Origin of the sequence: Nannocystis pusilla, assembly GCF_020073745.1 — a bacterium.
In the GTDB taxonomy this organism is placed as follows: Bacteria; Myxococcota_A; Polyangia; order Nannocystales; family Nannocystaceae; genus Nannocystis; species Nannocystis radixulma.
In genome coordinates, this window is the sequence record NZ_JAIRAU010000001.1 from 1,425,979 (window position 1) to 1,438,183 (window position 12,205).

Sequence of the window (12,205 nt, forward strand, 5' to 3'; positions counted from 1 at the left end):
ACGGGGATCTCGTGGCTCTGGTAAGGGCGGGTCCGCGGCGTCTGGCATCGCCCGCCGGGACGCTGCGAGCGAAGACGACCGCGATCGCGGGCCCCTCGTCCGTTATGCTGGCGCGATGGCGAGTGCGGCTTCGCGGCGTGGAGGCGAGCGCTGGTGGTTCGTGGCCGTGACCCTCGGGCTCGCGTGCGGACCGGCAGCGCCGGGTGATACGACGGGGTCGACGGGCTCCGCGACGACGGGCGGCTCCGCGACCGCCGAGGTGACCTCGGGCGCGAGCGCGACGAGCACCGGCGAGGCGACGACGACGAGCCCCACGAGCGCAGCGACAGCGGACGCCGGCGCGACCGCCGAGGTCACCGGCACGGCGGGCGCGTCGGCGTCGACCGGCGAGGCGTCGACCACGGGCGAATGCGCCATCGACTTTGCGCAGGGTCTCTGCTCCGCGGCGTGCGACGTGTTCGAGGACTGCTGCAAGTGCTCGGGACAGACGCTGCTGCCCGGCGCCACCGAGTCGTGCGCGATCGAGACGGGGATCGTCGACGACCTGTGCTGGTCGGTGTTCCGCCTCCGGTTCGACGGGATGCCGCTCGTGGAAGGCGGCGATCCTTGCGGCGAGCCCGACGTACAGTGGGTGCAATACGGGCAGGACGGCCAGCGAATCGTCGAGCTGTGCGGCGAGGCCTGCGCCGCGTACCTCGCCGGGGCCTTCGGCGAGCTCACCCTCGAGATGTTCTGCGAGGCGGCTTAGCCAGGCGCGCGGCGGCGCTCGCCGGTGAGGTCGGCAGGCGAGGGAGTCCAGAACTGGACCACCCGGTGTCCACGTCTCGCCATCGCTCGACGACGGACTCCGCTAACCTCTCGAGTCGGTGGGCGAAAAAACCCGGAGGTTGGCGATGCTCGAACTGCGCGTGTCCTTTTTCCTGTGTGCCGTCTCGCTCGGCGGTTGTGATTCGCGGGCCGAGGCCCGGACCTCGGCCGAGTCGCAACCGACGCCGGTCGCCGCGGCGACAGCGACGCCCGCAGCGCCGACGACGACCCCGGCGCCCACGAGCCCGGCGCTGGACCCGAGCCGTGGCGCGGAGATCGGCGCGGTCTACGAGGCATTCATGACCCCGCACCAGGAGGGCGACGAGGAGGAGAACACGCCGGCGAGCACGCCGAAGCAGTTCCGCTCGACGACGCCGTCGCAGAGCCGCGCCGAGCGCGAGGCGGCCGGCCACCGCGGTCACGGCCAGCTGCGCTTCAGCAACGACTTCAGCCGCGTGTTCGTCGACGTCAAGATCGAGGGCATCGATCCGAAGACGATCAACATGTTCCACATCCACTGCGGCAAGCCCGGGATCCTCGGCCCGATCCTCGTCGACTTCGCCCACGCGACCGACCTCCAGAGCAACATCGCCGACAGCACGTTCTCGGTGGAGATCCGCAACGAGCACCTGACCCAGACCGTCGAGCACGCGCACGGGCTGGTCGGTGCGTTCACCACCGGCTGCATCATCCCGAGCCCGTCGCTCGGGGCCATCGCGCCGACCAAGGTCTCGACGATCGCCGGCATGGCCCAGCTGGCCCGCGACGGCGAGCTCTACTTCAATCTGCACACCACCGGGCAGACCTACTTCGGCGATATCCGCGGGCAGATCCACCCGGCCGGCGCGCATTAGCCGGAGCGGAGCGCGGGCGAGTCGACACGGCCCGGCCGCGGCGCTCGTGCCGCGACCGGTGGCCGCGTCGGCCGTCGGGCTCAGGGGCGGTTCGGCGAGAAGTTGACCGAGCCTTCGGACCGGCTCGACCCGGCGAGATCGGCGAGGCCGTCGCTGTTGAGATCGACGATGTGCAGGGTGTCGAGGTCCTTGCCGAGCCCGACGGTCAGGAGGCCACCGAAGCCGCCCTGGCCGTCACCGGGGCGGATCGAGACGCTCTTGCTCTCGCTGGCGCCGCCGGCGGTGGCGAGGTCGGGGATGCCGTCGGCGTCGAGGTCGCCGATCGCCAGGGTGACGGCGCCGCAGCGGACCGGATAGCGGGTGTCGGTGAAGCTCTCGCCGGAGGCGTCGAGCTCGAGCACGGCGACCTCGCTGGTGCCGTGGATCGTGTCGGTGAGCAGCGCGACGATCTCGCCGTCGCCGTCGCCGTCGAGGTCGGCGATGGCGAGGTCGAGCACCTCCGCGTCGGGCCCGAGCTGCTCGTCGAGCATGGTGTCGCCGGGGCCGATCAGGTGGATCGACAGCTCGCCGTCGGGCCCCGCCCAGGCGAGGTCGTTGACGGCGCCGTCGGCCTGGATCGCGCCGACGACGTGGCGCTCGACCGCCCCGGACCAGCCGAATTGCGGTGAGACGGTGAACTGGCCGGTGCCGTCGCCGCGCAGGGCGATGACGTTCTCGAGCTCGCCGGGCGCGACCACGAGGAGGTCGAGGTGGCCGTCCCCGTCGGCGTCGTAGATGCTGGGGCCGAACAGCTCGGCCCCGGTGTACGCGACTGACCCGGCGAGCAGGTTGCCCGCGCCGTCGAGCAGCAAGAGCTGGATCGTGTCGGTCGGGCCGTCGATGTGCGCGGCGACGTCGAGGATCCCGTCCTCGTTGAAGTCGCCGACGGCGCGCAGCGACATGGCTCCGTCGGGGAAGGTCTGCGGCCAGAGCAGGCTCGAACCCTGCAGCCAGGGCGCGACCGCGAACAGCTCCGCCCGGACGCCGCCGTCCTCCTGCGAGACCAGCAGGTCGCCGCCGGTCGGGCCCTCGAGCGGCAGCGCGATCGACGAGACGACGCCGGCGGGACTGAAGGAGCCGCCGGACCCGACGACGAAGCAGAGCTCGCCCGGATCGACCACGTCATTGAGACAGGACTGGGGCGCGACGATGGTGTCGACGAGGTCGCAGGTGGGCGCGGGCTCGCCGCCGTCGGTGTCGCCGTCCGTGGTGTCGCCGCCCGAGGTCGACGGTTCGCCGGGGAGCCAGTCGATCCAGTCGCAGCCGGGGGCCGCGGTGATCAGGAAGAGGGCGATGGAGTGAGGTCGTAGTTGCATGCGGGGTGGCCTTTCAGTGGTGAGTCACCCGGGGCCATGGATTCCGTGTGGCGATTTTTCGGCGCGTCCGCCGCGTCGCTGGCCCGCACACCTGCGCGGCGTTGCGCGCGGGCGGCTCGACGAATTACGCCTGCGCGGCGAACCACGCGTACGCGCGCCGCAGGTCGGCCTCGCGGTCGCAGCGGTCGAACGGCGGCACGTAGACGCCCTGGGCGTCGCGCGCCCACTCCGGCAGCCGGTCGCCCGCGCCGGCCCCGGCGATCTGCTGCCATCGCCGTCGGGGCAGGCCGAGGCCCGACAGCAGGACGTTGTCGGAGAACACGACCTTGCCGCGGCGATCGTACCAGGTGCCGCGCTCGTTCTGCTGCAGCACGGCGAACTGCAGGCGGTAGATCGACAGCAGCTCGTCGAGCGAGAGGCCGAGCGCGAGCGCGGCCAGGGCGTCGAGCTCGACCAGCGCGTGGCGGCGGGCGAACGGGGTGCGCAGGGGCGTGTCCGGGGTCCAACGCGATTGTAAACAGTCGAAGCCGGGCAGACGCGGATCGGCGGAGGCGAAGCGGTCGCGGCGGAACTCGTCGGCGAACAGCGACCGCCACAGCCCGGCGTAATGGGCCGTGAGGCAATTGAGAAGCAGGGCGCGCAGGACGAGCTGCGCCCGCCGGGCCGGCGGCAGCGGCAGGAATTTGATGACGTCGTTGCTGAGGTTGGCCTTGCCGGTGATCTTGAGCCAGAAGTCGTAGGGCAGCGAGGCCGACAGGCCGGCGAAGTGCATCAGCGTGGCGTCGTCGATGCAGGCCAGGCTGACGCTGGCGCCGATGTGCGCCGGCCCGGGCGGGAGCACCGCGGCGATCAGGGTCCGCTCGCCGGTGGGCGCCAGCATCTTGCGGCCGATCCACCGGTGTCGTGTGGTGATCGCGGCGCCGCGCCAGCGCGGCGTGCGGGCCTCGTACTCGGCGGGGCTGCAGGTCGGCCGGTAATTGGTGCGCGGCAGCCAGTCGGCGGCGATCGTCGTCAGATCGACGGTGGTGTAATCCATGTGGCTGCGACAGCCCTCGTTGGGGTCGCGGGCGAACGGGGTGGCCACGTAGTAATGCGGGCCGGACACGATCCACTGCGCGAGGTCGGCGGGCCGCCGGGTCTCGCGCACGATCGTGCCGTCCTTCTGATGATTGGTCTCGTGGAAGTGCTCGGTGGTCGTGTAGGCGTCGGCGAGGTCGAGCATGCGCCGGGGGGAGCCGGCGATCTTGCGCAGGATCGACAACACCTCGACGCTGTGGACGATCGGCAGCCGCGCCTCGGCGAGCGGGGTGTCGGGGGTGTCGAACACGGCGCGGAAGACCTCCAGGGCGGCGACGTCGACGCGCACGAGGCGGTGGCGATGACCGCGGAGGTCCCATTCGCCCTGCTCGGTCTTGACGCCGGGGGTCTCGCCGCGGCCGTCGTGCACCAGCGATTCGTCGATGGTGCGCGGGTGGAACAGATTGGCGGCGTAGAGGAAATCGGGGGAGTCGCGGCGCTCGCCGCTGATCGTGAAGGCGTAGGGGCGGGTGTGGAGGACCGCGGGGAACAGGTTCAGCTTGTTCTGGAAGCGGGCGGCGAAGCGCAGGCGGTGGTGCAGCTCGGCGCGCAGCGGACCGCCGGCGGGGTCGTCGAAGATGCCGGTCTGGTGGAACAGTCCGACGCTGGCGCGCGGGCCGGCGAGCGACCAGGCGCGCACGAGGAAGGCCTTGTACAGATTGGAGGCGGTGCCGCCGAGGAGGGCGTACAGCGACCGGCAGGCGAGGAAGTTGCGGGTGCCGACATCTCCGGTGAAGGCCCGCAGATAGGCGCTGCGGGCCGTGGGGTCGACGAGGGCCCGTTCGCGCGCGGCCCGGGCCGTCGGGGCGGAGGCGCGGTCGATGGCGAGGCGCGGCTGCAGCTCGGCGAGCACGCCGGCCTCCTCCCACACCACCTTGGTCCACGGCGGATTGCCGAGGATGATGTCCATGCCGCCGCGCCGCGCGAACACCTCGGGGAACGCGAGCTCCCAGTGGAAGAACCGCCGCTCGCCGGCGGTCCGACGCGCGACCGCGAGGGCCGGGTGCGCGGGGTCGTCGGTCGCGCCGGCGAGGTCGGGGGCGTCGAGGAGCGCCTCGACGTCGGCGAGCCACCGGTCGCGCGAGGGCAACAGCGCGACCTGTCCGATGGGCCAGAACCACAGGGCGCACCAGTAGTCCATGATCGCCGCCAGCCGCTTGCCGGGGGCGTCGGGGCGGTCGAGGGCGGCTGGCGGCGAGGCGACGGCAATGGTGGCAGTGGGCTGGCCCCACAGCGGCACCGGCTGGCGCGTCGCGAGCAGCGCGGCCTCGCGTTCGGCGAGGTGCTCGCGCCACAGCGCGTCGATGCGGCGCGAGATCGCCGCGAGGCGCGGCAGCTCGTGCGATTCGTCGTACGGCGCGGCCATCTCGCGGCGCCACACCCTGATCTTCGCGGCGGCCGCGGGCTCGAGGCTGCGGAGCGAGGCGTCGTCGTCGAAGCCGAGCATGCCGGCGTCGGCGACGAGGAAGTGATAGATGCCGGATCCGGGGGGCTCGGCGGCGATCGGCACCGGCGTGGGCTCGAGCGCCGACCAGCCCTTGCGCGCCAGATCGGCGGCGGTGAACACGGCCTTGCGGGCGCCCAGGAGGCTGTTGCCGGCGGCGATCCGCAGGTCGAGGCGAGGCGCGGGGGCGCCCGGGTGGAGGACGTGGAGCGCGAGGGCGATCTTGCCGAGCTCGGCGGCCAGCGGATCGAGGTCGACGCCGTAGCAGTTGTGGACGGCGAGGTGGAACTTGACGCGCTGGCGCTCGCGCGCGAGCTCGTCGGCGGCGATCTTGCGACCGAGCTCGGTCTGCTTGCGCGCGAGATAGGCGTCGGCGAGCTGATCGAGCGCCTCGACGAGGAAGGCGCCCGAGCCCATCGCCGGCTCGCATATCGTGAGTTGCAAGAGATCGTCGGCGCTCGCTGCATTCGCCTCGCCGAGGCGCTCGGCCAGGGTGTAGCGGGTCAGGCATCGCGTCAGCAGCTCCGGGGTGTAGTACGAGCCGCTCTTCTCGCGCTCGCGGCCGGCGAGGCGGTAGAGGAACTTGCCGCGCGGGTGGACGACGGGGCGACCGGACGCCTCGCGGACCCGCTGCGCCGCGGGGTATGCGTCGATCTGCGCGCGCGGGACGAAGGTCGTGCGCGCGTCGTCGTCCTTCACGTCGGCGGCGGCGCGGACCTCGTACACGTCCTCGCGCGCGAAGAAGCCGGTGTAGCCGAGCAGGCCCTCGTGGACGGCGCCGAGCTGGTGAATGCCGACACCGGCGCCGGTGAAGCATTCGCCGAGGCGCCGCACGACGGCCTGGAGGACGTCGTTGCGGAGCGGCGCCGCCGTCAGCAGCGGGGTGCGAGCGGCGGCGAACAGGTCGCTGCGCAGGCCGGGGAAGCGGCCCGACTCGACGCGGCGGAACAGGTCGCGCAGGGCGAGATCGAGGTCGTGGCCGGCGGGCGCGGCGAGGGCCCCGGCGAGGGCGGTGATTCCCACGTCGACGCCGCGGGCCTCGACGTGGAACAGGCACAGCAGGCGATGGAGGTAGACCACGCATTCGCGGGCGAGCCGGTCGGCGAACGTGTCGTCGGCGGCGAACGGCGCCTGGTGGTGCACGACCTCGTCGGCGAGCTGCTCGATCGATTGGCGGACGCGCCGCTTCAGCTCGGTGGCGACGGCGAAGGCGTGGCGGTGCGAATCGTCGGCGTCCGGCAGGTCGCCGGCAGCCGAACGAGGCGCGCGAGCGCGGCGGTCGCGGGCGGGTCGCGGCATGCGAAATCGCGGCCGCAGGGTAGCGAAATCCGAATCCATCGACCAGCAGATCGCGCGATCTGCGGGCGATATCGCGCTGGTGGCCGGGGGTAGCGAACTCTGCACATTGCGATCGCGGCAGGTCGGCATTTACTCGAGGGCGAGGTGGTAAAGCGGTGAGTGGGGGATACACTGAGAGGATGGGCCCTCGTTCGCTCGGTCGCGCTGTCGTGCTGGTATGGTCGCTGTCGCTCGCGTCTGCGTCCGTCGGGCCGGCGAGCGTGCCGGAGCCGTCGTTCGAGCCGCCGCCGCCGCCTGCCCGCATTCCGCCGCCGACCCCGATGGCGCCGCTTCCGGAGGCCCCCGACCCGCCGCCGCGGCCGAAGTTCGTGCCGCCGGAGCCGCCGGTGTCGCCGCCGCAGCCGCCGATGCTGTCGCCGCCGACGATTCCGCCGACGATCCCCCCGCCCCCGCGAATGCTCACAGCAGCTTCTTCTTGAAGCGGAACGCGGCGCTGGCGATGAACACGGCGACGATGCCGGCCAGCCAGGCGACCTCGTAGTTCATGTCCTCGAGGTGGGCGCCCTTGAGGAGGATCCGGCGGGCGACGCGGAGGAAGTGGGTGAGGGGCAGGGCCTGCGCGAGGTGCTGCACCGGCAGCGGCATCGACTCGAACGGGAACACGAAGCCGGTGATCAGGATGTTGGGCAGGAGGAAGAAGAACGACATCTGCATGGCCTGCTGCTGGGTCTGGGCGACGGTCGAGAACAGCAGGCCGAGCGCGAGGTGGGCGGCGATGAACAGGGCGGCGACGGTGTAGAGCAGCGGCAGCGAGCCGGCGGTCGGCACGTCGAAGAACCACCAGCCGGCGAGCAGGATCAGGGTCATCTGCAGGTAGCCGATGGCGATGTACGGGGCGATCTTGCCGACGACGATCTCGAGGCGGCTGGCGGGCGAGACGATCAGCGCCTCGAGGGTGCCGCGCTCGCGCTCGCGGGTCAGCGCCATGGCGGTGAGCATGACCATGGTCATGGTCAGGAGCACGCCGATGAGCCCGGGGACGATGTAGACGGCGGTCCGCTGGTCGGGGTTGTACATGATGATCGGCTCGAAGCTCAGCGGGGCGGGGGCGGGACGCGTGCGGCTGCGGGTGACGCCGGGCGCGGCGAGCTCGGCGGAGCGGGCGGCGGCGAGGCCGGTGGCGGTGTCGATCGCGGTGCCGACGATCTGCGGGTCGGAGCCGTCGACGATGAGCTGCACCCTGGTGGGGCGCCGGCGCTCGAGGTCGGAGGCGAAGGCGGCCGGGACGACCACGCCGACGGTGGCCCGCCCGCTGCGCAGGGCGCGGGCGATGTCGTGATAATTCTCGACGGCGCCGACGACGTCGTAATAGCCGGTCGCGCGCATCTGCACGATGAGCCGCCGCGAGGCGGCCGAGCGGTCGCGGTCGAGGACGACGGTCTCGATGTGGCGAATGTCGGTGTTGATGGCGTATCCGAGCAGCAGCAATTCGCTGACCGGCATGCTGATCATCATGGCCAGGGTGAGGCGGTCGCGCCGCAGCTGGCGCAGCTCCTTGAGGCTGATGGCGAGCAGTCGTCTCATGCGCGCCGCTCCCGGCGGACCATGGCGACGAAGGCGTCCTCGACGGTGGCCCGGGCCTGGCGGGCGTCGCGGACGGCCAGGCCGGCGCGCGCGAGGTGGTCGCGGGCGCCGGCGAGGACGTCGGGGCCGCCGTGGACGGCGAGGCGGAGGACGTGGCCGTAATGCGCGCACTCCTCGACGCCGGGCAGCGATTGCAGCAGCGCGGTGGCCTGCTCGACGTCGTCGACCTCGAACTCGGCGATCGCCAGGCCGGCGCGCTCGACGATGTCGCCGGGGCGGCCGCTGTCGAACACCTCGCCGCGGAAGATGAAGGCGAGCCGGTGGCAGCGCTCGGCCTCGTCCATGTAATGGGTGGTGACGACGATGGTGGTCCCGGCGGCGGCGAGCTCGTGGATCCGCTCCCAGAACTCGCGCCGGCTCAGCGGGTCGACGCCGGCGGTCGGCTCGTCGAGGAACAGGAGCGGCGGCGCGTGAATGGTGGCACAGGCGAGGGCAAGCCGCTGCTTCCACCCGCCCGACAGCTCGGCGGCGAGCTGGCCGGCGCGCGGGGCCAGCTCGGATTGATGCATGACGACGTCGATCCGGCGCCGCCGCGTCGCGCCCTCGAGGCCGTAGAGGCTGGCGTAGAAGCGGATGTTCTCGGCGACGGTGAGGTCGGCGTAGAGGCTGAAGCTCTGGGTCATGTAGCCGATCTTCGCCTTGACGCGCTCGGGCTGGCGGGCGACGTCGTGGCCGACGACGATCGCCTGGCCGCCGGTGGGGTCGAGGACGCCGCACAGCATGCGCAGGGCGGTCGACTTGCCGGCGCCGTTGGGCCCGAGCACGCCGAAGATCTCGCCGCGCCGGACCTGCAGGCTGACGTCGCGCACGGCGACGAACGAGCCGAAGCGGCGCGAGAGGTGGCGCGCGTCGACGACGAGCTCGTCCGCGGGGAACATCAGACGTCCTGCAGGGTGACGAAGGCCGGCGCGCCGGCGCGGAGGGTGGCGTCGGGGTCGTCGACGCGGACGCGCACGGGGATGACGAGGTTGGGCAGCTCGCGCTCGCTGAACAGAAAGCGCGGGGTGAACTCCATGCGGTTGCCGATGTACTCGACGTGTCCGGGCAACGGCGCGACGGCGGCCTCGACCTCGACCGTGGCCGGGCCGCCGAGCCGGGCCTCGTCGATGCGCGACTGCGGGACGAAGATGTCGACGTAGGGCCGCCGCACGTCGCCGACGGTGACCACCGGGGTGCCGACGCCGGCGAACTCGTACGGCTCGAGGTGGACGTCGAGCACGAGGCCGGGCCGGTCGGCGCGCAGGACGTGCCGGGCGATCCGCTCGTCGGCGGCGCGCACCTCGGTGGCCGCCGCCGCGGCGCGAGCCTGCGCCGCCTCGATCTCCTGCTTGCGCGCGCCGCTGCGCAGCAGGGCGAGCCGCGACTCGGCCTCCTGCCGCCGCGCGGTGGCCTGATCGCCGGCCGCGACGGCGCGCTCGAGCTGGACCGGCGGAATGGTGCCACTCGCCGCCAATCGCCGTTGTCGGCTCAGTTCGCTGTGCGCGAGCGCCTCCTCGGCGCGCGCGGCCGCGAGGACGTCGCGCAAGCTGTGGATCTCCTGCCGGCGCGGACCGACCCGCAGGAGGTCGAGCTCGGCCCCGGCAGCGCGGGCCTCGGCGGCGCGGGCCTCGCGATACAGCCGCTCGAGCGTGTCGTCGAGGCGGGCGATCTCGTCGCCCGCCTCGACCCAGCGGCCCTCGACGACCGAGACGCCGAGGACGCGGCCGGGGACCTCGAAGGCGAGCACGCGCTCGTCGAGCTCGACGACGCCCTGAAACTGCCCGGCGTGCGGGTCCTTGCGGGCGGCCGCGCAGGCGAACGCCCACAGCCCCGACAGCAGGGCGATCCGCGCCGCGACGGCGCGCGCCTGGGCGCGCCACACCATGCTCGAGCGTGCCATCGAGGCCTCGCGGTGGCTGTTTTTAAGCGAGACGGGCGCGGCCGCAAGCGGGCGAGCAAGGAGCCGCGCCGCCGAGCTCGGCGGCGGCTGACGACAGTACAGATGTCTGGAGGAGCATGTCTTGAATGACATGTACGATGGAGCTCGTCACCGCCGGCCGGTGTTCATGCGGACATCACGGTGTTGAGGCTCTCGGCGAGGGTGGGGTGGGCGAACACGCCGTCGCGCAGGGCGGCGGAGGGGAGCTGGCCCATCATCGCCACCTCGATCGCCGACATCAGCTCGCCGGCCTCGACGCCGAGGATCGTGGCGCCGAGGATCTGGTCGCTGTCGCGGTCGATGACGACCTTGATGAAGCCGTGGGCCTCGTCCATCTCGAGGGCCCGGGCCACGCGGTTCATGGCGATCCGGGCGACCCGGAAATTGCGCCCCTGGCGGCGCGCCTCGCCCTCGGACAGGCCCACGCGCGCGAGCTCGGGGTCGGTGAAGACGACGTAGGGGACGAGCCGGCCGCGCGTCGACGCGTGCTCGCCGTGCAGCAGGTTGGCGCGCAAGATCCGGTGGTCGTCGTACGAGATGTGCGTGAACGCCGGGCCGCCCTTGACGTCGCCGGCGGCGAAGATCCCCGGCGTGGTGGTCTCGAGCCACTCGTCGACCTGCACGTGGCCGCGGGCGTCGACGGCGACGCCGGTGGCCGCGAGGTTGAGCGCGTCGGTGTTGGGGGTGCGGCCGGCGGCGACGAGGAGGTGCGAGCCGGTGAGGGCGCGCGCGCCGGCGGCGGTGTCGCAGACGAGGCGGAGGCCGCCGCTCTCGGGCACGACCTGGCGCGCCTCGGTCGAGAGCAGGATCTCGACGCCCTCGGCGGTGAGGATGTCGCGGAGCGCGGTGGCGACGTCTTCGTCCTCGCGCGGGAGCAGCTGCGCGTGGCGCTGGACGACCGTCACGCGGCTGCCGAAGCGGCGGAACATCTGCGCGAACTCGAGGCCGATGTAGCCGCCACCGAGGACCAGCAGGTGGTCGGGCAGGACGCCGAGCTCGAGCATCGCCACGTGGTCGAGCCAGGGCACCCGGTCGAGGCCGGCGAGCGCGGGGGCCCGGGTGCGAGCGCCGGTGTCGATGATGATCACGTCGCCGGAGAACCGGCGCACGCCGCCGCGGGTCAACGCGACCTCGATCGTCTTGGGGCCGACGAAGCGAGCCGCACCGAACACGAGGTCGATCGTCGGCTGGGCGGCGAGGGCGGCCTGCGACGACTCGCGGAACTCGCGGACGATCCGGCGCGTCCGCTCGCGGACCTGGGCCATGTCGATGCTGACGTCGGACGTGCGCACGCCGTAGTCGGCCGCCCGTCGCGCGAGCCAGGCGACTCTGGCACTGGCCACCATCGTCTTGGTCGGCGTGCAGCCGGTGTTGACGCACGTGCCGCCGATCCACGCCCGCTCGACCAGCGCGGTCCGCCGGCCCGCCTCGGCGAGCGCGAGGGCGAGGGGCTTGGCCGCCTGCCCCGAGCCGAGAATCACCACGTCGTAGCGGTCCATGGCGTCGGAGGGTGACCGGGAACGGCGCGCCGACAAGCTCGAGGCGGCGCGGTGGTTCGCGTCGCACGCGAGAGGAGCGACGGCGGAGGTGCAGGCGTGCGAGCGCTGCCGCCGCGGCGGGTCGAGGGATCTGCGCGAGTCGCCGGCCGGCCGTGGGGGGCGCGGGCGACATGGCCCCGCCGGAGGATCGGCCGCGCTCCGGCCTCAGCCGCGGCTGGCGGGGCCAATTCGCCCTCCTGGCGGGCGATCCGCGGCTTGCTCGCACGCTGACCAGCCTGACAAAAGATTGTCATTCTGCCAATCCAACA

At 72.7% G+C, this 12,205-nt stretch carries 8 protein-coding genes; 2 read left to right on the forward strand and 6 right to left on the reverse strand.

Annotation, left to right across the window (positions count from 1 at the left end; genetic code table 11):
- Positions 1–115: 115 nt before the first annotated feature.
- Positions 116–748, forward strand: coding sequence for a hypothetical protein (locus K7C98_RS05645; RefSeq protein WP_224190500.1), 633 nt, complete (start codon positions 116–118; stop codon positions 746–748).
- A gap of 145 nt (positions 749–893) precedes the next feature.
- The gene (locus K7C98_RS05650) at positions 894–1,661 is read left to right on the forward strand and encodes a CHRD domain-containing protein (RefSeq protein ID WP_224190501.1); all 768 of its coding nucleotides are present in this window, start codon (positions 894–896) and stop codon (positions 1,659–1,661) included.
- Positions 1,662–1,741: 80 nt separating this feature from the next.
- On the opposite strand, the gene K7C98_RS05655 is transcribed toward K7C98_RS05650, so the two are convergent.
- The 6 genes from K7C98_RS05655 to K7C98_RS05680 form a co-directional block, all read right to left on the reverse strand.
- Positions 1,742–3,016, reverse strand: a complete 1,275-nt coding sequence (locus K7C98_RS05655) for an FG-GAP repeat domain-containing protein (protein WP_224190502.1) — start codon at positions 3,014–3,016, stop codon at positions 1,742–1,744.
- Between the two features lie 124 nt (positions 3,017–3,140).
- Positions 3,141–6,836: an N-6 DNA methylase gene (locus K7C98_RS05660; RefSeq protein WP_224190503.1), complete on the reverse strand. Its 3,696-nt coding sequence runs from the start codon at positions 6,834–6,836 to the stop codon at positions 3,141–3,143.
- 459 nt (positions 6,837–7,295) lie between these two features.
- A complete protein-coding gene (locus K7C98_RS05665; RefSeq protein WP_224190504.1) occupies positions 7,296–8,420 on the reverse strand; it encodes an ABC transporter permease in 1,125 nt (374 codons plus the stop codon).
- The gene (locus K7C98_RS05670; protein WP_224190505.1) at positions 8,417–9,358 is read right to left on the reverse strand and encodes an ABC transporter ATP-binding protein; all 942 of its coding nucleotides are present in this window, start codon (positions 9,356–9,358) and stop codon (positions 8,417–8,419) included. Before K7C98_RS05670 ends, K7C98_RS05665 begins: the two co-directional genes overlap by 4 nt.
- Entirely contained in the window at positions 9,358–10,359 is a 1,002-nt protein-coding gene (locus K7C98_RS05675; RefSeq protein ID WP_224190506.1) for an HlyD family secretion protein, read from the reverse strand. The genes K7C98_RS05670 and K7C98_RS05675 overlap by 1 nt, the downstream gene beginning before the upstream one ends.
- 164 nt (positions 10,360–10,523) lie before the next feature.
- Positions 10,524–11,897, reverse strand: a complete 1,374-nt coding sequence (locus K7C98_RS05680) for a mercuric reductase (RefSeq protein WP_224190507.1) — start codon at positions 11,895–11,897, stop codon at positions 10,524–10,526.
- Positions 11,898–12,205 lie beyond the last annotated feature (308 nt).

Excerpts from the sequence above, each read along its gene's own strand:
- K7C98_RS05650 (WP_224190501.1), top strand. The coding sequence starts at position 894 with ATGCTCGAACTGCGCGTGTCCTTTTTCCTGTGTGCCGTCTCGCTCGGC.
- K7C98_RS05655 (WP_224190502.1), bottom strand. The coding sequence starts at position 3,016 with ATGCAACTACGACCTCACTCCATCGCCCTCTTCCTGATCACCGCGGCC.
- K7C98_RS05660 (WP_224190503.1), bottom strand. The coding sequence starts at position 6,836 with ATGCCGCGACCCGCCCGCGACCGCCGCGCTCGCGCGCCTCGTTCGGCT.
- K7C98_RS05670 (WP_224190505.1), bottom strand. The coding sequence starts at position 9,358 with ATGTTCCCCGCGGACGAGCTCGTCGTCGACGCGCGCCACCTCTCGCGC.
- K7C98_RS05645 (WP_224190500.1), top strand. The coding sequence starts at position 116 with ATGGCGAGTGCGGCTTCGCGGCGTGGAGGCGAGCGCTGGTGGTTCGTG.
- K7C98_RS05675 (WP_224190506.1), bottom strand. The coding sequence starts at position 10,359 with ATGGCACGCTCGAGCATGGTGTGGCGCGCCCAGGCGCGCGCCGTCGCG.
- K7C98_RS05665 (WP_224190504.1), bottom strand. The coding sequence starts at position 8,420 with ATGAGACGACTGCTCGCCATCAGCCTCAAGGAGCTGCGCCAGCTGCGG.
- K7C98_RS05680 (WP_224190507.1), bottom strand. The coding sequence starts at position 11,897 with ATGGACCGCTACGACGTGGTGATTCTCGGCTCGGGGCAGGCGGCCAAG.